Annotated in this window: 19 protein-coding genes; 4 read left to right on the top strand and 15 right to left on the bottom strand. The window is 57.2% G+C overall.

Features of this window, described 5'->3' with window-relative positions:
* Position 1 precedes the first annotated feature (1 nt).
* The 13 genes from hypB to FJ695_RS24145 form a co-directional block, all read right to left on the bottom strand.
* Entirely contained in the window at positions 2-868 is an 867-nt protein-coding gene (gene hypB / locus FJ695_RS24205) for a hydrogenase nickel incorporation protein HypB (protein ID WP_141187837.1), read from the bottom strand.
* On the bottom strand, positions 868-1,209 hold the full coding sequence (gene hypA, locus FJ695_RS24200) for a hydrogenase maturation nickel metallochaperone HypA (protein WP_141187836.1): 342 nt from the start codon (positions 1,207-1,209) through the stop codon (positions 868-870). Before hypA ends, hypB begins: the two co-directional genes overlap by 1 nt.
* Positions 1,209-2,315, bottom strand: coding sequence for a nickel-dependent hydrogenase large subunit (locus tag FJ695_RS24195; RefSeq protein WP_141187835.1), 1,107 nt, complete (start codon positions 2,313-2,315; stop codon positions 1,209-1,211). The genes hypA and FJ695_RS24195 overlap by 1 nt, the downstream gene beginning before the upstream one ends.
* Positions 2,305-2,949, bottom strand: a complete 645-nt coding sequence (gene hybE / locus FJ695_RS24190; RefSeq protein WP_141187834.1) for a [NiFe]-hydrogenase assembly chaperone HybE — start codon at positions 2,947-2,949, stop codon at positions 2,305-2,307. Before hybE ends, FJ695_RS24195 begins: the two co-directional genes overlap by 11 nt.
* The gene (locus tag FJ695_RS24185; RefSeq protein WP_141187833.1) at positions 2,950-3,174 is read right to left on the bottom strand and encodes a rubredoxin; all 225 of its coding nucleotides are present in this window, start codon (positions 3,172-3,174) and stop codon (positions 2,950-2,952) included.
* Complete coding sequence (locus FJ695_RS24180; RefSeq protein ID WP_141187832.1) at positions 3,171-4,040, bottom strand: hydrogenase expression/formation protein; 870 nt, start codon at positions 4,038-4,040, stop codon at positions 3,171-3,173. Before FJ695_RS24180 ends, FJ695_RS24185 begins: the two co-directional genes overlap by 4 nt.
* A gap of 23 nt (positions 4,041-4,063) precedes the next feature.
* On the bottom strand, positions 4,064-4,498 hold the full coding sequence (locus FJ695_RS24175; RefSeq protein ID WP_141187831.1) for a hydrogenase-1 expression HyaE: 435 nt from the start codon (positions 4,496-4,498) through the stop codon (positions 4,064-4,066).
* A complete protein-coding gene (locus FJ695_RS24170) occupies positions 4,467-4,817 on the bottom strand; it encodes a HypC/HybG/HupF family hydrogenase formation chaperone (RefSeq protein ID WP_141187830.1) in 351 nt (116 codons plus the stop codon). Before FJ695_RS24170 ends, FJ695_RS24175 begins: the two co-directional genes overlap by 32 nt.
* On the bottom strand, positions 4,817-5,509 hold the full coding sequence (locus FJ695_RS24165) for a HyaD/HybD family hydrogenase maturation endopeptidase (protein ID WP_141187829.1): 693 nt from the start codon (positions 5,507-5,509) through the stop codon (positions 4,817-4,819). The genes FJ695_RS24170 and FJ695_RS24165 overlap by 1 nt, the downstream gene beginning before the upstream one ends.
* 356 nt (positions 5,510-5,865) lie before the next feature.
* Positions 5,866-6,621, bottom strand: coding sequence for a Ni/Fe-hydrogenase, b-type cytochrome subunit (gene cybH / locus FJ695_RS24160; protein WP_141187828.1), 756 nt, complete (start codon positions 6,619-6,621; stop codon positions 5,866-5,868).
* A gap of 9 nt (positions 6,622-6,630) precedes the next feature.
* Positions 6,631-7,200: a HupE/UreJ family protein gene (locus tag FJ695_RS24155; RefSeq protein ID WP_141187827.1), complete on the bottom strand. Its 570-nt coding sequence runs from the start codon at positions 7,198-7,200 to the stop codon at positions 6,631-6,633.
* 15 nt (positions 7,201-7,215) lie between these two features.
* Positions 7,216-9,015 (bottom strand): nickel-dependent hydrogenase large subunit, encoded by a 1,800-nt coding sequence (locus tag FJ695_RS24150; RefSeq protein ID WP_141187826.1) that lies wholly within the window; start codon positions 9,013-9,015, stop codon positions 7,216-7,218.
* Positions 9,015-10,094: a hydrogenase small subunit gene (locus FJ695_RS24145; RefSeq protein ID WP_141187825.1), complete on the bottom strand. Its 1,080-nt coding sequence runs from the start codon at positions 10,092-10,094 to the stop codon at positions 9,015-9,017. Before FJ695_RS24145 ends, FJ695_RS24150 begins: the two co-directional genes overlap by 1 nt.
* A 324-nt stretch (positions 10,095-10,418) precedes the next feature.
* Between FJ695_RS24145 and cysQ the strand changes: the two genes are divergently transcribed.
* The gene (cysQ, locus tag FJ695_RS24140) at positions 10,419-11,267 is read left to right on the top strand and encodes a 3'(2'),5'-bisphosphate nucleotidase CysQ (protein WP_141187824.1); all 849 of its coding nucleotides are present in this window, start codon (positions 10,419-10,421) and stop codon (positions 11,265-11,267) included.
* Positions 11,268-11,392: 125 nt separating this feature from the next.
* A complete protein-coding gene (galE, locus tag FJ695_RS24135; protein ID WP_141187823.1) occupies positions 11,393-12,424 on the top strand; it encodes a UDP-glucose 4-epimerase GalE in 1,032 nt (343 codons plus the stop codon).
* Between the two features lie 4 nt (positions 12,425-12,428).
* Here the strand turns inward: galE and FJ695_RS24130 are convergent, their stop codons facing one another.
* Positions 12,429-13,178: a metallophosphoesterase gene (locus FJ695_RS24130; RefSeq protein ID WP_141187822.1), complete on the bottom strand. Its 750-nt coding sequence runs from the start codon at positions 13,176-13,178 to the stop codon at positions 12,429-12,431.
* Positions 13,179-13,365: 187 nt separating this feature from the next.
* Positions 13,366-14,694, bottom strand: coding sequence for an adenylosuccinate lyase (purB, locus tag FJ695_RS24125; RefSeq protein WP_141187821.1), 1,329 nt, complete (start codon positions 14,692-14,694; stop codon positions 13,366-13,368).
* Positions 14,695-14,847: 153 nt separating this feature from the next.
* On the opposite strand from purB, the gene FJ695_RS24120 reads away from it, so the two are divergent.
* Both FJ695_RS24120 and FJ695_RS24115 read left to right on the top strand, forming a co-directional pair.
* Positions 14,848-15,327, top strand: a complete 480-nt coding sequence (locus tag FJ695_RS24120; RefSeq protein ID WP_141187820.1) for an NUDIX hydrolase — start codon at positions 14,848-14,850, stop codon at positions 15,325-15,327.
* Positions 15,328-15,436: 109 nt separating this feature from the next.
* Positions 15,437-17,065 carry a hypothetical protein gene (locus FJ695_RS24115; RefSeq protein ID WP_141187819.1) on the top strand — a complete coding sequence of 543 codons (1,629 nt, stop codon included), beginning with the start codon at positions 15,437-15,439 and terminating at the stop codon, positions 17,063-17,065.
* Positions 17,066-17,081: the final 16 nt, after the last annotated feature.

Genomic DNA, 17,081 nt, shown 5'->3' with positions numbered 1-17,081 from the left:
CCTATTCCGCTGCATTGAGGGCCGGATTACCGGCGAGCTGCATGGCGCGAGCCGCGTTTATCCAACTGATCCAGCCGTCGAGGCCTTCGCCGGTCTTGGCGGACACTGTCAGCACCTTGATGCGCGGGTTGATTTTGCGGGCGTTTTCCGTTGCCGCCTCAACATCGAAGTCGAGATAGGGCAGCAGATCGACCTTGTTCAAAAGCATCAGGTCCGCGGCTGCAAACATGTCCGGATATTTCAGCGGTTTGTCCTCGCCTTCTGTCACCGACAGGATCGCCACCTTGTGCGCTTCGCCAAGATCAAAGGCTGCCGGGCAAACCAGATTGCCGACATTTTCGATGAAAACGCAGCTGCCGTCATCGGGCGTCAAGTGCTCAAGCGCATGGCCGACCATATGCCCGTCCAGATGACAGCCCTTGCCGGTGTTGATCTGAAGGGCCGGGACACCTGTCTCGCGGATCCGGTCGGCGTCATTGGCCGTTTGCTGGTCGCCCTCAATGACATAACACTGCCGGGTTCCGGCCAATGTCTTCAAGGTCTCAACCAGAAGGGTCGTCTTGCCGGAGCCCGGGCTAGACACAAGGTTGAGGGCAAAAATTCCGCGCTCGGACAAATACCGCCGGTTGGCATCGGCATAGCTGTTGTTTTTGGACAGGATGTCCTGCTCCAGCTGGATCATCCGCGACTGGCTCATTCCCGGAACCGACGCCCCGGATTCGCCTTCGCCATAGTGGTGATGATGGTGGCCATGCGCATGACCATGATGAAGCCCGTCATGGGGATGGCCGTGGTTGTGAGCATGATCCTTGGCATTTCCGCCTTCAATCCGGGTTTCGCCATCCCCGCATCCGCACACCGTACACATCAGGACACCTCCAGTTCTTTGATTCGCAATTCTTCACCGCTGGTGACTTGCAATTGATGCGAGCCGCACTCGGGACAGGGATCAAAGCGTTCATTGATGGAAACTGTTTTCTCGCAGGGCAGGCACCAGGCGGCCACCTGCGGTTCGATAATGTCGAGTCTGGCCCCGTCCGCCAGGCTGCCGCGCGTGACCACATCAAACCCGAAACGCAGGGCTTCGGTTTCCACGCCGGACAGCGGCCCGACCTCCAGGCAGACGCGGTCCACCTTCGAGAACTGTTGGCTCACCGCCTGGTCCTTTAATATCCCGAGGATGCTTTCACACAGCGACATCTCATGCATCAGTGGATCCTCACCTCATAGGCAACACAGGGATCAATGGCACCGACAACCAGATCCGCATGTTTGACACGTGCGCTATCTGGCCCCTTAGGGATTGCATCGAGATAGCGTGTTGCAACACCACGCGAGGCAAAATTCCACCGGGTCGGCGATATGATTTTGTAGTTTGCCACCTTGCCGTCTTGAAGGTCCACGACATGAGTCAAACGGCCCCGCGCTGTTTCTGCAAATCCGACACCAGGCTTTACTGTATTATTCGTCCTTGAGGCCGCCGAATCGACATCCAGAAACACTTGGTAGAGCTCCTGTGCCGTTTCCGCCAAATCGATCAACCGGGCGAGATACCGGTCGGCGAGGGTTGGCATTCCTCGTTGTGTGAGAATGGGATGAGACCGGCGACGCTCATAAGAAGAGGTCTCTGGAACTTCTTTCACCGTCTCCAGAGGCTCCGTGAGGCCGCTTTCGGAAAGGAAGAGCGGGCGGTCCGGCGCCGGCTCTTCGCAGCTGCATTTGAGCACAGATCCCAAAAACCGTGCAGCGCCTGTCGGAATTTGCTCTGTCCAGCAAGCCAGCGCGCTGCCGTCGTGCCTGTTAAGCCAGGCGGGGATCGTCTCACCAAGGATACGGTTTTCGATCAGGCTGATGAGGCAGGTAATCAGCGCGCTGCCGTCATCGGAGGCTCGCCAGTTGCTCACCGGCTCAGAAAACGCACACCCGTTTTGGTCTATCGCCTGACGGAACGCCGGCAGCAATTTCAGCGCGGCCTGTGCCGTTTCCGTATCCGGTTCTGCTCCAACAATTTTTTGCCAGACGAGGCTAATCCGCAAAAGATGCTCGCGTGCCCGTTCCATCAAGACCAAGCAGTTTCGTATCTGATGTGTCGCTAGGTCGGGTTCGATTCCTTTAGCCGTTTCTGCCGCTTGTATAGCGGCTGCGGCATGGGCTGTTCCGCACAGGCTAAACAGCGTAGGGATGAGTAGACTGGCTGCTTCTGGCGAGCGGCCGATCAAAAGCTTTGTGATATTAGCCGGTTCCTGCAGCTCAATACGAATAGGAGCATCGGTGTCACGTGGCAGTACAATGTCCAAATGTCCTTCAAGGCTCATGACGAACCTCGGCAGATCGATTGCCAGTAAGCAAGCCACGGCGGCTCAATCCGGCAGGGGTAGTTTCAGCTTCGTTTGAACCGGTCTCAGATGAGAGGCCTTCTTTTGAGTGATCAGCTGGCGCATCTTCGGGTTTAGCAGCGTCCGCAGGTTCGGCAGTTCCAGCCAACTCAGCAACCTCGGACAATTCTCCGCGCCAGACTGCGGCCATTCCCGCCTCAGAGTCACTTGGGGCTTCGGCGGCTTCAAAGAGTTCGCCAAGCGCGGACAGAGCACAGGCTTCGGCTGTTTCCTGATCGGTAAATTCGAACACCGGAGAAAAAAGCGAGCACATCCAAAAGGGGCCGATGGCAGGTTCATGGCCGCGTATGAATTCAAATGACCCTGCGGGGAAGCGAAACGTGCGTTTGGTTCCAGAAGCCAGAAGAGCGTCGTCCGGCGTTTCTGGCACCAAAATGAGGTTCATGAACCACGGCGTCAAAAGCGTTCCGAGCTGAAAACCCTGCCAGGCGCGCACCCCAAGAAGGCGGACAGCCAAAGCCGTGTTCAAGACCGGTACGCCTTCCATCCGCGTCCGCTGGATGGTGGAAAAGGTGGTCTCAACAATGGCTGTCAGCTCATCCGCATCCCGCATTTAGATGTCCTCCAGCACCATGAAGCCGTCCTTATGCGCGTCGCACTCCGGGCAGCTCCAATGATCAGGCAGGTTGGCAAACGGAGTTCCGGGCGGGATTTGCCAATAATCGTCCCCCTTTGCCGGGTCGTAGACGTGCCAGCAGATCTTGCACTCCAACCGTGTCGCCGTCCCAATCTTGCGGTTATCGCCGCCATAAGATCCGCCAAAAAAGCCGTCACTCACCGGTAGACCTCCAGGATCTCGCCGAGACGCTCTGCTGAATCGGCTATGTCTTCTGAAGCCGCACAAGCAACGTCGGGCACCGGGCTGATTTCGATCGTGTTGAGGATCAGGCTGTCCTGGGAATTGTAATATTGCACCCACCAGGTGTCGGCCGTTTGCGTGGAGGTGATCCGGCAGTTGCCATATCCGCGCGACAGGATCGTCACGCTGCCCCGGCCCAGCCGCTCGTTGAGGAATGTGAGATCTTCTTCCGTATGTGGAAGGAGAGACAGGTTAATCACATGCGGCACGCCGGTCTTGCGCGGGATACCGAGATGCTCGTTGATTTCAGGGATCAAGGGCGGTGCGTTGAAGATGTTTGGCCCGGCTTTTTCTGGCATCACCACGTGGTCTTGGGCGTCCTTGAAAACCGTTTCCAGGATTTCTGAGGGAAAAACACCTGCCTCAATATAGTCGGCTTCGGCCTGATCACCGTCAGCTGACCGCCGCACTCGCCAAACACCGGCTAAAACCGCTTCCTGGGCCTGAATTTGGCTGCCGCCAATCACCGAGACTTCTCCCTCGCCAAGAACCTGATTGACCAGATCCAGGTTCTTTGGGTCGAGATGCGTGAGGTCATGGCGTGCCGGTGCATCGGTTGTGGTGAAGGTTTCAAGGCTTTCAAGCAGCTGGTCCAGTACCGCCAATCCGTTTTCCAGACCTGTGGTTTCTTCCGGTTCCGGTAGGTCGGGCGCAGCGAAGGTCATCATGCCTTCCGGCATTTGCATGTATTCCAAGGTGCCGCCATCGGCATCCTGGGGTTGGCTCCCCGGGCCGACAAGCGGCCCGGGGAGGGACGGGCTGAAAGGGTCGATGGGATTGCTCATGTGCTTATCTCCTAACAGCCAGGTCAGTGGGCTTGGGCCGGAGGCGCCACACCGCAACCTTCCGGGAATTTGAAGGGCGGCGGGTCTGTCGGGTCTTTCGTCAGGATTTCGGAAATCTCCAACAGATAGTCGGCCCAATCGCGCACGCCCTGAATGGTGCCGAGGTAGTCGCCCTTGCGCAGGAAAACGAGACTTGGAAAACTGTTGAACCGGTAGCGGCGCTGCAGATCGCGCTCTGCATCCCGGGCAACGACAAAGGCAGTCACATTGCCATCAAAGGCTTTGACCAGTTCCGGCAGGATCACCGCGACATCGTTGCTCTCGCTCAGCCGGTTGGCATCGCCTGGGAAAAACACCATCGACAAGATGGTCTTTCCAGCTCGGCCATCCAGGCCGGCTTCGTCGACGACCTTAAGACCTTCCCGGTCAATGATTGACGTCAGCAGCGGCGAAAACATTGCCGGTTCCTTCCCTTTTTTCTGTATCCCTTGCCTCTTCTGAGGCTGAAGCGCGCTGGGCGATCAGATCTTCAAACAGGTGATCGACATTGGTGTGGCCGTCCGCCACCAGCCTCAAAGCTTCAACGGCGTCGGCGGTGCGTTTGGCGGTCTCCGCATCGAGAATGTCGCGGGCCGCGCCCAGAAACGTCAGCACCCAGGTGCCGGGTTCGACAGGGCCAACCAGACGGACATCGATGTCATGTTCGCCGTCGTCTGCCCGGCAGCGGGCAAAGCCGAAATCCGACGAAATCACCTGCATGGGGATGCCAAGGCACATCAGCGCGGCTCCCCAGTGCGCGCCACCATTTCGGCGACCTCGGCGTCAAAGTCGTCCGGCCCCGACCAGCCATCACCGGCAAGAACCCGGCTGTCGCCATGCCGGAAGGCATTGACGGCGTCCGGCCGGCCGCCTTCATAGCGGCCAAGGGTCATTTCCAGGCTGGCGATGGTGTCGTCTTCGCCGAGCTGGTCGCAGCGCATTTCTGCAAAGACGTCGTGTTTTTCCAGAAAGGTCAGGGCGGCATCAATGGCTGGGGCGATTTGTGCTTTGACAGCCGGGCGCAGGCTGCCGCCGTAGTCTTCCAGTTCCACAGGCTGCACACCGATCAAGAGGAGATGTTTGGGGTAGTCGCCGAGCATTTCTGCCATGGCGAGAACTTCCTGAAAGCCGGTCTGATGCAGGGAAATCTTCTTGGCGCCGAGAAACTTCGGCACCTCGTCACCGTGAACGAGTTTCAAGGTACCTGGGGGGAGGCCGTAATCGACTGCATCAAAAACGATCAGGATGTCGGCGTCGCGTATATGCTGAACCAGATAGACGCCTTGCGTGCCACCGTCCATGACCTTGACGTTGTCACTGAAACAGTAATGCTGATGCAGGGTTTCAACGGCGCGCACGCCAAACCCTTCGTCCGCCCAGAGCAGGTTCCCGATCCCGAGAACCAGCACGGCGGGAGTTCCCTCTCCCATGGTATTCCTCCCGCGCCAAGCCGCCGGATCGGCTGCTGGCGTTGTATGCAACTGTATGCGTCCCTTTCGTTTCTATTGAGCAATCGCTGTGCCAACTCGCCGCATGAGCTGAAGTGGCGGATTTATCAGTGTTTTAAGTTTGATGCCCAAAGAAAGGTGGATTATAAGTTTCCATAATGTTTGATTATTGGAAAGAAAGATTACGCGTCAGGGACGGGCGCGAATAGGAAATGGCAGTTTTCCATGCGAACTGTCAGCCCGGATGTTGTCTTGGAAAGCAGGCAAAAAGAAGCGGGCGCTAGCGCCCGCCGAAGATAGTGAGAGGGGCCGCGAGCTTTGTACCCGCGGCAAACATGTCATTCGTCCGCGATCGGCTTGTCATCGCGAAAGGTTCGCCAACCGGAGAACATCGATGACATGATCGATTGGCGGGACATGATGTCTTCTCTAATAGCCGCATAGATGTGGGTGATTGCAAAACACACGATCACCCAAAGGCCGACATGGTGCCAGGTATGCACATCCTGGCTTTGTCCAAAGATCGGGATGATCCAGCTTGAGAAGTACTCGAACTGCCAGCTGCCCATACCGGTGCCCTCGCCGTAAAGCGCAAAACCGGTCAGTATCATAAACACGGTGCACCAAACGAACATTACATGCATCGTCAGGGTCGCCAGCGGATTGTGCCCGGCATATTTCATCGGTTCCTTGGTGAGCATGGCGTACCACTTCACTTCGTGGAGCAGCTCGGTCCAGAAACTGCCGCGCCACACTGGCGGCAGAAAGATCTGCCGGGCATGTTTGTTGCCGACAAACGCCCAGTAAACCCGGAAAAGGAAAGCGACCGTAAAGATGTATCCGGCTGCAAAATGCAGATACCGGATCCAGCCGAACAGGTAACTGAAATAGGCTTCTCCGCCGACAGACGGTGGTGGCGAGCCAATCAGATATCCGGTAATCCCAAGCGCCAGAATGGCGAAGAAGTTGACCCAGTGCCAGATCCGGACCGGCGCCTGGTAGATGTAGATGGCTTCTTCCTTGTGGGGCGCGGTCGATGGGCCCGTTGAGTTAGCCGTTGCATCGGCGGAAGGATTGCTGACATTTACATTCATATCCGCCTCCTAGGTGAGCGCCAAAGCAAGGCCGCCTGCTCCAACAGCAAGACCCGCAGCCAGACGGCCATGGCTGACGGCTTCCAGCTTCCGCCCCAGGGCATATCCAAGGCCGTGAAGTGCGGCGCAGCTGGCCAGGAAGGCCGTCAAATAGACTGCTGACGCTCCGGCGGCTTCCATGCCGTGAGCGGTGCCATGGGCCAACCCGAAGAGCGCAGTCACACCAAGGGTGAGTGGCAAGCCAATCCCGCGTCCTGCTGCAATCAGCAATCCGAACACCACAAGCGAGACCAATGTGCCCGGTTCCGCAATCGATGTCGTCAAACCTGCGAATCCAGCGAGAGATCCTGCTGCGACCGCGGCCAAGAATGCGGCCGGTAGGGTCCAGCTTGTTTGCAATGGACGCTGCTGGGCAGCCAGAATGCCAACCCCGATCAGGGCCAGCAGGTGATCCAGGCCCAGGACGGGATGCAACAGTCCGCCGGCAACAGTCAGCTGGCTGCCCGTGTGCGCCATTGCTGGCCCGGCTGCGAGAGTGACGGCGCCCACCAAGATGGCTGTTTTGGTAAGAATTTTCATGATCGTCCTCCCGCTTTAGCGCACTTTAATTTCGGCCAGCTCTTCGCCGTCCGGACCCATGACATGGGTGGAACAGGCAAGGCACGGATCGAAGCTGTGCAGGGTTCTGAGGATTTCCACCGGCTCTTCGGCGCGTTCCACCTTGGTGTTGAGGAGCGAGGCTTCGAAGGCACCGATGTTGCCGTCATTGTCCCGCGGACTGCCGTTCCAGGTGGTTGGCACGACACATTGGTAGTTGTCGATCTTGGTGTCCTTGATCTTGATCCAATGCGCCAGTGCACCGCGCGGGGCTTCTGTAAAACCGACGCCCTTAACCTCTGTGGGCCAGGTTGAAGGGTCGAATTTCTCCTGATTGGCAGTCGATGAATCGCCGGCTTTGATGTTGGCGATCATCTTGTCCATGAAGTAGCGCTGTTTGTGCGCCGCCCATTGGGCTTCAAGTCCGCGGGCCGCCGTCCGTCCGAGTGTCGAGAACAGAGCGTCAATCGGCACATTCAGCGCCGACAGGGTCTTGTCGACCTGGTCCTTAATCTCTTCATGGCCTTGCATATAGCCGATGACATAACGGGCGAGCGGGCCGACCTCCATGGCATGGCCGCGCCAGCGCGGCGCTTTAATCCAGGAGTACTTGGCGTTCTCGTCGATGTTGACGATGTTGGTGGACGTGCCGACCAGATTCGGGCCGAGCGCGTAGTTGGGTTCCGTCACTCCGTCCCAGGGATGCAGGCCCTTGGCTTCATCGGCATATTTGTACCAAGAGTGGGGCACAAACTCCTGAACCTGCTCAGGATCCCGCAGATCGACTTCGTGCACTTCCGACAGCTTGCCGTTGATGATCGCGCCGCGCGGCATCATCAAGTTCGCCGCCGAATAGTCATTGGCACGATCCGGGATGTCGCCGTAGGACAAGAGGCTTTGGGACGACAGGCCGCCGCCATAGAGCCAGTCCTTGTAGAAGCCGGCAATCGCGATCAGGTCCGGAATATAGACGTTTTCGACGAACTCGATGGTGCGGTCGATGACGCCGGAAACATAGTTCAGCCGGTCCATGTTGATCGGCGCACCGGCCGACTGGTCACCGTCCATGTTGATCGCACAGGGAACGCCGCCCACTAGCCAGTTCGGATGGGTGTCCTTGCCACCAAAAATCGTGCGGGTGGTCATGATCTCCTTCTGGAAATCAAGCGCTTCCAGATAGTGAGTGACAGCCATCAGATCGGCTTCCGGCGGCAGCTTGTAGGCCGGATTGGTCCAGTAGCCGTTCTTGAACGGGCCAAGCTGGCCGGATTCAACGAACTTCTTCAGCCGGTTCTGGATATCGCGGAAATAGCCCGGCGAGGACTTCGCGTGGCGCGGCGATACCTGCTGTTGCAGCGCTGAGGTCGCTTTCGGGTCCGCCTTCAGTGCATTCACCGGGTTGACCCAATCGAGCGCATGCAAGTGATAGAAATGCACCAGGTGATCATGCACCTGTAGCGACAGCTGCATGATGTTGCGGATCGAGTTGGCGTTTTCCGGAATGTCGATGTTGAGCGCATCTTCCACAGCGCGTACGGAGGTCAGCGCATGGGTGCCGGTGCACACACCGCAGATCCGCTGGGTGAAGGCCCAAGCGTCACGCGGGTCGCGGCCTTTCAGGATCACTTCCAGGCCGCGCCACATGGTGCCGGTGGAGACTGCATTGCGGATCATGTTGTCTTCATCAACATTCACCTCGCAGCGCATGTGGCCTTCAATGCGGGTGACCGGATCGACAACAACGCGCTTGCCGGAGGTGTCCAGATCAAAGCCGTTGGGGGTTGTTATGGTGGCCATTATTCGTCTCCTCCCTTTTGGCGGGCGCGTTTGACAGCGCTCGCGGCCGCATGAGCGGCGGCAGCGGCTCCGACGACAGCAGCGGCGGTCCCGCCGATTTTGTCGGCATTAGCTTCAATGCCGAAGCCATGGATGTCGGTCAGCCGGTCATAGAAGCTGCCCTTGTCCCAGAAGCCGTCTTCCGAACAGCCGAAACACGGATGGCCGGATTGGATCGGGAAGGAGAGGCCGCCGTTCCAGCGCACCGTGGAACAGGCGTTGTAGGTGGTTGGGCCTTTGCAGCCGACCTTGTAGAGGCAGTAGCCCTTCTTGGCGCCTTCATCGTCGAAGCTCTCGACGAACTGGCCGGCATCAAAATGCGGGCGCCGGTAGCACTTGTCGTGAATGCGCTGGGAATAGAACATTTTGGGCCGGCCCTGGCGGTCGAGTTCCGGGAACCGCTCGAAGGTAAGCAGATAGGTGATCACCGCCGTCATGACTTCCGCAATCGGCGGGCAACCGGGAACCTTGATGATCGGCTTGTCGATGGGAATACCAGGTGCTTTGTGGATCGGCACGGCTTGTGTCGGGTTTGGTCGCGCTGCCTGGACACAGCCCCAGGAGGCGCAAGAGCCCCAGGAAATGATGGCTTTGCAGTGAGCCGCAGCATGTTGCAGCTGCTCCAGATACGGTCGGCCAGCGATGATGCAGGACATGCCTTCCTGGTTGAGCGGCGGATTGCCCTCACAGGCCAGGATGTAGTTGCCGTCGTATTTTTGGATAGTCTCTTCGATGATCGCTTCGGCCTGATGGCCGGCGGCGGCCATGATCGTGTCGTCGTAGTCGAGCGAGATCATCGACAAGATGACGTCTTTGGCCAGCGGATGGGCCGAGCGGATGAAGCTTTCCGAACAGCAGGTGCATTCCAGACCGTGAAGCCAGAGCACCGGTATGCGCGGCTTGGTCTCCATCGCCTCGGCGATCTTCGGAGCAAAACTCGGGCCCAGCCCCAAGGCTGCAGCCGTCAGTGAACAGAATTTTAAAAAGCTGCGCCGGGTGATGCCTTGACGCCGCATCACATCATAGAAGGTTTCGGTCATACCTTCTTTCCTCCCCCATTGTTTCCTGTGCGGGCCCAAGCCGGCACTTGGGACATGGCAAAGCACAAAGCGGGCCAAACTTTTAAGTATCTGAAAAGGTTCAGTTTATAAGAAATTTTTGGTGCGTGACGCCGATGAGGTGTAACCGGTCAACCGTTCCAGCCTTCCAAGGTGGAAGAAAACTATCCAGCCAGAATAAATGCGCTTTCAGGTTCAATATCTGTGATCCAGCACGGGTCGTTTCCTGTCCTGTGCCCTTGATCCGGCGGCCAAGGTGCTTCAAGAAGACGGCACCATTTTCATTTCTAATAACTGGCGTGATGAATGAGCGATGCTGTTGAGTTGACCGGACCGCGCGGGGACCGGGTGAAAGGCCTCTTGAACCTGGCAATTGCGGCTGGCGAAGAAATCCTAAAAATCTATGCAGAAGATTTCAGCGCTATGGTCAAGGGGGATGGGTCGCCGGTCACGGTGGCGGATCAGGCCGCCGAAGATGTTATTTTAAAGGGCCTCGAAGTTCAGTTCCCCGGCGTACCGGTGGTCGCGGAAGAATCCGTTGAAGCCGGCCGTCTGCCGGAGGGCGGGGATCGGTATTTCCTGGTCGATCCGCTCGACGGCACCAAGGAATTCTTGAAAAAGAACGGTGAGTTCACCGTAAACATTGCTCTGATAGAACATGGTGCTCCGGTTTTTGGTGTGGTCTATGCGCCTGCTCTGAATGAGATTTTTTGGGGTGGTACACTTCCCGGCGGAGATAAAGATACGGGCGCTTACCAGGCCCGGGTTGAAGGGACAGAAATTCTTGAGGCGCAAAAGATCTCGGTTCGCTGCGCCCCGGATGCCGGATTAAGCGTACTGGCCAGCCGCTCGCATCTGTCGGAGGAAACCGAGGCACTGATTTCCAAATTGAATGTCGCGGAAAAACTTTCTGTCGGCTCGTCTTTGAAATTGTGCTGGGTCGCGGCTGGGCGCGCGGATCTTTATCCGCGCATGGCGCCGACCATGCAGTGGGATATCGCGGCGGGCGATGCGCTTGTGCGTGCGGCGGGCGGCCGGGTTGTCTATGCCGAAACCGGGCAGGATTTTGTCTATCGGGTGCCTCAAGGGGCAACCAAGGACGATCTGCGCAATCCGCATTTCATCGCCGTTAGTGATATTGCGCTGCTGCCTTGAGGCATTTGAGCGGAGTAACGAAACTTGAACCGCTTATAGGCAAAGATGCCAAGGTCAAATGGAAGGAGGGCGGCTTGTCCGCTCTAAAGAGGCGCGGGCATTAACCCGGAAAGGTAAGTTCTGAAATGACGATCCTGATCACGGGTGGGGCTGGTTACATTGGGTCTCATTGCTGCGTCACGTTCCTGGAAGCTGGTCATGATGTCGTCGTCGTCGACAATTTCTCCAATTCCAGCCCGGAAAGCCTTAATAGGGTTGCTTCGATCACTGGCCGCAAGATCGCGTTTGAAGAGGCCGATATCCGGGACAGGACCGCGCTGGAACGCATTTTGAAGACCCATCAGTGCAGTGGAGTTATTCATTTTGCGGGGTTAAAGGCTGTCGGTGAATCCACCGAAATCCCTCTAGAATATTACGCCAACAACGTCACCGGCACGCTTGAGCTGCTGGCCGCAATGAACGCTTGCGATGTCCGCCAGTTGATTTTTTCGTCTTCTGCCACGGTCTATGGCGAACCGCAGTTTTTGCCGCTCACCGAAGATCATCCGCTGAGCGCGACCAATCCTTATGGCCGGACCAAACTGATGATCGAAGACATCCTCCGGGATTTGGCAGCAAGCGATCCGCGCTGGCGGTTCGGCATTCTGCGCTATTTCAATCCAGTTGGTGCCCACAAGAGCGGATTGATTGGAGAAGATCCACGCGGCATTCCGAACAACCTGATGCCGTTTGTCTCTCAGGTGGCCAGTGGCCGGCGGGACCAGTTGTCGGTCTTTGGCAACGATTATGACACGCGCGATGGCACGGGCGTACGCGATTACATTCATGTGGTCGATCTGGTCGAAGGTCATTTGCGGGCGCATGAAGCTCTGGCCGCTCTAACAGACGAAACCAACAGCTTCACAGTCAACCTTGGGACTGGCACCGGCTACAGCGTACTGGAGATGGTGAAAGCCTTTGAACGGGCGTCCAACCAAAAAATTCCCTATGAAATCGCTCCGCGGCGGGCAGGCGATGTTGCCGAAGTCTATGCAGATACAAAGGCGGCCGAAGCTAAACTGAATTGGTCGGCTGAGCGCGGCCTAGAAGACATGTGTTCCGACACTTGGAACTGGGCCTGCAAAAATCCGAAGGGCTATGAGGCTTCTGACGGCTGAGGCGCTACGACAGAGTTCCGAAAAAGCCATGCCGCAGCGACCGGCCCCAGCCAGTCCGTTTGTTCTTTTCCGCTTGCTTAGCCGCCGCTTCCCAGTCGTAGGGCAGCATTTTCTCCTGAAAACTCCAGCCGTTTGACCCCTTGCTCATCAGCGCATAGCGCGCGTGCGGGCTGCCGGCTTCCATCTTGTGTTTGTTCGGATGTTCGTCCTCATAAGACGGCAGGCCAACGCTTCCGGGATTGAGGATGGTCTGTCCGGTCTTGTGCAACCGGATGACACGCGGAATATGCGTGTGGCCGCAACAGATGATCGGGGCGGTTTCGCCTTTGATCTCAGCGAGCAGGGTGTCTTCGTCCGGCAGATGACCTTTTGGTCCTTCTATCTTTTCCGTCAGATAGCGGTCGTCATTGTCCGGAGTGCCGTGACAGAGGAAAACCTCTTCGGTCAAGCGGATGGTCGCTTGTGTGGTCTTGAGCCAGTCGAGGCTACTTGATGATAAGCGCTCAGCCGTAAAAGCATCGGTCGGTCCCAGTTTTTCAATGGGATCTTCAATCAGAAACCGGTCATGGTTGCCACGCACGGTCGGCCAGTTGGTCTCGCGCAGGATCGCAGCCGTTTCCTCCGGCCACAGCGGCCCGGAGACACAATCGCCGAGATTGACTAATACATCCGGCATTTCCTGTTTCAGATCAGCAAGCACGGCCTCAAGCGCCAAGACATTGCCGTGAATGTCAGAAAGGACTGCAATTTTCATCTTCTTCTGACTACTTTCGGTGAGCTGGTTCGGGCGTGCTGGATTGGCCACATTTGCGGCTGCCAGCTTACCTCTCCCAGGGGGAGAGGTCGGCGCAAAGCGCCGGGTGAGGGGGCAGGCGCCAGTTGAAACAAGAACAGATTTAGCCCCTCTCCCAAGGGGAGAGGGAACTTAGGGTCGCGAAAAATCAGCTTTCGCCAAACACCCGCTCAAAGATCACATCAACGTTTTTGGTGTGATAGCCGAGATCGAAGCGGTCGCGGATTTCTTCTTCGGAGAGATAATTGCGAACGTCTTCGTCGTTCAGTAGCTCGGTCAGGAAGTCGACCGATGCCGAGCCGGCGACTTGATAGCTGTCCCAGACTTTCATGGCGTTGCGCTGAACCAGACGGTAGGCATCTTCGCGGGAAGAGCCTGCTTGGGTCAGTGCCAGCAGGATGCGCTGAGAATGCACCAGACCGCCGAGGCGATCCATGTTGCCCATCATGCGCTCCGGATAAACAACCAGCTTGTCGATGACGCCGGTAAGGCGGGCCAAAGCAAAGTCGAGGGTCACTGTGGTGTCCGGACCGATCATGCGCTCAACTGAGGAGTGCGAGATATCACGCTCATGCCAGAGGGCGACGTTTTCCATGGCTGGAACAGTGGACATGCGCACAAGGCGGGCAAGACCTGTCAGGTTTTCGGTCAAAACCGGGTTGCGCTTGTGCGGCATCGCAGACGAGCCCTTTTGGCCCTTGGAGAAGAATTCTTCTGCTTCCAGAACTTCCGTGCGCTGCAGGTGGCGGATTTCGGTCGCCAGGCGCTCGATGGAGGAGGCGATGACGCCGAGGGTGGCGAAGTACATGGCGTGGCGGTCGCGCGGGATCACCTGTGTGGAAACCGGCTCGGCCTGCAGACCAAGCGCTTTTGCAACATGTTCTTCAACGCGCGGGTCGATGTTGGCGAAAGTGCCGACGGCGCCGGAGATCGCACCGGTGGCGATTTCCTCGCGGGCGTTCTGAAGGCGGGCCTTACAGCGGTCGAATTCGGCGTAGGCCTGGGCCATTTTCAGGCCGAAGGTCACCGGTTCAGCATGAATGCCGTGAGACCGGCCGATGGTCACCGTGTCCTTGTGCTCATAAGCCCGGCGTTTGATGGCCTCCAGCAGCTTGTCCATGTCTTCCAGAAGAAGGTCGGTTGCTTTCACCAGCTGGACGTTGAAACAGGTGTCCAGAACGTCGGACGAGGTCATTCCCTGGTGCACGAAGCGCGCGTCCGGGCCGACGATTTCCGCCAGATGCGTCAGGAACGCAATGACATCGTGTTTGGTTTCCCGTTCGATCTCGTCGATCCGGTCGATGTCGAAGGTGGCTGATCCGCCCTTTTCCCAAATGGTCTTTGCAGCGTCTTGCGGAATGACACCGAGCTCTGCCAAAGCGTCACAGGCGTGGGCCTCGATCTCAAACCAGATGCGGAATTTGGATTCAGGTGACCAGATATCGACCATGTCTTGGCGGGAATAGCGCGGGATCATCGCAGGTTCAGTCCTCAATTTGGGAAGCGTTGGCTGCGGGATAGCAGAGCGCGCCGGACCCTTCAATGCAAAGTGGCCGTTTTTGCTTGCGGCAAAGCGGACAATATGACTGATTATCGCACACCCCACCGTTTTGATCAGCCGGAGCCTTACATGACCATCTGGCGCCCTGCCAATTTCATCACCGTCAAAGCCCTTGCCCTGATCTGGCAGGACGATGCGCTGCTTTTGACCGAGATTTATGATGACCTCGGGAATGTGAAAGGGATGCGCCCTCTGGGCGGCACCGTAGAGTTCGGCGAACCTTGGCAGGACGCGCTCCAGCGGGAGTTTTTGGAGGAGCTTGGTACCCGCATCACGCTCGGCCGAGAGCACTTTGTGCTTGAAAACATCTATGAACATTATGGCCAGACCGGTCATGAGATTGTTTTCCTGTGCCATGCGCATTTTTCGGACAACCATCTCTACCGCCAGGATGCGATCCCGTTTTTGGAGCATGATGACACGGAATGTCTGGCGCGCTGGATGTCTCTTGCCGAGTTGGAAGCGAAAGGGATTGAGCTCTATCCGGAAGGTTTGCGGGAGCGCCTTGTAGAACCCACGCAAAAAACGACGAGCATTCGTTTGAGTTGAGGTGTTTTCAGTTCAGACTTTGAAGTCGCAGAACTGCCTTTGAGACTGGAAACAACCGCTGAGAGTGCTAGGTGTAGGGTGAGCATTTTTTCTAAGGAGAAATGGCACATTGGCACCTAAGCGAATTGTTCTTCGAATGGCTTCCGTCTTCATCGGCGTTTTGGCTTTTGCCTTGACCACCGCTAGTCCCTCTGTGGCCAATAATGTCCTTCAGAACGTCCAGCATACCCTGAGCCAGCCGGACCGGCTTCCACTCATTGTAGAAAAGCGCAGGCGGGAAATCAGCGCCTTTTACAATTCCGAAGACGGGGACGTCTTGTGGCTGGACACCGGCCGCGCCGCTTTGCTTATAGACGTGATGAAGAGCGCGCATCTTCATGGCCTGCGTTCCGAGGACTACCCGTATGAGCTTCTTGAAACCAAGCTCAAGTCATTGGGAGCAGGGCTTAGCCCTTCAGAAACAGCCTGGGTTGAACTCCTCTTCACAGGACATTTTCTGGACTTTGCCAATGATTTGAGAGCCGGTCGGGTGACGCCCCGGGTGCTTTATCCCGATGCCTATATGCCGTTTCACACGATCAACGGGACAGACGCGCTTGAGCGGCTGAAAGCTGCAGAAAACCTGGCGGAGTTTTTGTCCAGTTGGCAACCGCCTGACGATACCTACCGTTTGCTGCAAACGCATCTCGCGCATCTTTACGATATCAAAGCCGAGAGCGGTTTCACCACGCTTGAAACGGATGTGGAATTGATCCCGGGCGCTGAAGGAGAAGGTGTCCAACTGCTCCGCCGAAGGCTTTTTGAAGACAACCTTTTGCAGGAAGACACCGGATCGGAGCTGTTCGACAAGCGGTTGGCCTTCGCCGTTGCCCAAGCAAAACACCGGTATGTTCTGCCAGTCTCAAGCGAAGTGACCGGTAAACTGGTTTGGGCGCTCAACCTTCCGATTGATCGGCGGATCGAACAGGTCAGCAATGCGATGGAACGCATCCGCTGGGTCCCGCCGGAATTCTCCCGGGTACAGCTCTTCATTAACAAGGGCGAGAACCAATTCCTTTTCTCAGAAAATGGCCGCGTGGTGATGGAAGGGGCGGCCTATGCCAATTGCCCGGATCGGAACTATGCCAATACGGCGACCGCGGTGGAGGCTGTTACCTTCCATCCCACGTGGCAGGTGCCGTGGGAGTTTCTCGGCAAAGAGCTGTTGGCACGTTTGAAGAACGATCCGAAACAGGTGGAAAGCGCCGGATATTATTTGAGGCGCAGCGGGGCCGATGTCCCTTTGGCGTCTCTTCCCTGGCGTCAAGCAACGGAACGATCGATCAAGAAGTTCAGCGGAGAATTCAGGCTGTACCTGCCCTCGTCAGAAGAAAATCCGCTTGGTAACTATGCTTTCCGGCTGCGGCAGGATCAAAAACTGGCCCTGTTTCACCTGGATAGCGCACCGGAGGATGATATCTACTGCAATCCCTACTTGCCGAAGAATGCCTTTGGCATTGTTGATGGCCTCGACCTTCTGGAAAAGGTTATCGAGCCGCGCGTTCTGCCAGCTGGGGGGCTTGAAAACCGGTTGGCCCGTGGGGATACGATCACTTTTCCAGCGCGTTCCGGACTGATGGCGGTGGCCACCCATCAATCCGTCTGGATACAGCACCGAGGGGCGATCCGGTTTGGACACGATCCTTATCTGGAAGATGCCCGTCTGACAGCTGCTCTGACCGGCCGGAAAAAGCCCTGATCTTAAGGCCTTTTCG

This window comes from Labrenzia sp. PHM005, assembly GCF_006517275.1.
Lineage (GTDB): Bacteria > Pseudomonadota > Alphaproteobacteria > Rhizobiales > Stappiaceae > Roseibium.
This window is presented reverse-complemented; position numbering and strand designations above follow the sequence as displayed.

What these genes read in the sequence shown, in the direction of transcription:
- FJ695_RS24145 (WP_141187825.1), bottom strand. Translation starts at nt 10,094, where the DNA reads ATGACCGAAACCTTCTATGATGTGATGCGGCGTCAAGGCATCACCCGG.
- FJ695_RS24155 (WP_141187827.1), bottom strand. Translation starts at nt 7,200, where the DNA reads ATGAAAATTCTTACCAAAACAGCCATCTTGGTGGGCGCCGTCACTCTC.
- FJ695_RS24180 (WP_141187832.1), bottom strand. Translation starts at nt 4,040, where the DNA reads ATGAGCAATCCCATCGACCCTTTCAGCCCGTCCCTCCCCGGGCCGCTT.
- FJ695_RS24165 (WP_141187829.1), bottom strand. Translation starts at nt 5,509, where the DNA reads ATGGGAGAGGGAACTCCCGCCGTGCTGGTTCTCGGGATCGGGAACCTG.
- purB (WP_141187821.1), bottom strand. Translation starts at nt 14,694, where the DNA reads ATGATCCCGCGCTATTCCCGCCAAGACATGGTCGATATCTGGTCACCT.
- FJ695_RS24195 (WP_141187835.1), bottom strand. Translation starts at nt 2,315, where the DNA reads ATGAGCCTTGAAGGACATTTGGACATTGTACTGCCACGTGACACCGAT.
- FJ695_RS24170 (WP_141187830.1), bottom strand. Translation starts at nt 4,817, where the DNA reads ATGTGCCTTGGCATCCCCATGCAGGTGATTTCGTCGGATTTCGGCTTT.
- FJ695_RS24120 (WP_141187820.1), top strand. Translation starts at nt 14,848, where the DNA reads ATGACCATCTGGCGCCCTGCCAATTTCATCACCGTCAAAGCCCTTGCC.
- hypB (WP_141187837.1), bottom strand. Translation starts at nt 868, where the DNA reads ATGTGTACGGTGTGCGGATGCGGGGATGGCGAAACCCGGATTGAAGGC.
- galE (WP_141187823.1), top strand. Translation starts at nt 11,393, where the DNA reads ATGACGATCCTGATCACGGGTGGGGCTGGTTACATTGGGTCTCATTGC.
- cybH (WP_141187828.1), bottom strand. Translation starts at nt 6,621, where the DNA reads ATGAATGTAAATGTCAGCAATCCTTCCGCCGATGCAACGGCTAACTCA.
- hybE (WP_141187834.1), bottom strand. Translation starts at nt 2,949, where the DNA reads ATGCGGGATGCGGATGAGCTGACAGCCATTGTTGAGACCACCTTTTCC.
- FJ695_RS24175 (WP_141187831.1), bottom strand. Translation starts at nt 4,498, where the DNA reads ATGTTTTCGCCGCTGCTGACGTCAATCATTGACCGGGAAGGTCTTAAG.
- FJ695_RS24130 (WP_141187822.1), bottom strand. Translation starts at nt 13,178, where the DNA reads ATGAAAATTGCAGTCCTTTCTGACATTCACGGCAATGTCTTGGCGCTT.
- cysQ (WP_141187824.1), top strand. Translation starts at nt 10,419, where the DNA reads ATGAGCGATGCTGTTGAGTTGACCGGACCGCGCGGGGACCGGGTGAAA.
- hypA (WP_141187836.1), bottom strand. Translation starts at nt 1,209, where the DNA reads ATGCATGAGATGTCGCTGTGTGAAAGCATCCTCGGGATATTAAAGGAC.
- FJ695_RS24150 (WP_141187826.1), bottom strand. Translation starts at nt 9,015, where the DNA reads ATGGCCACCATAACAACCCCCAACGGCTTTGATCTGGACACCTCCGGC.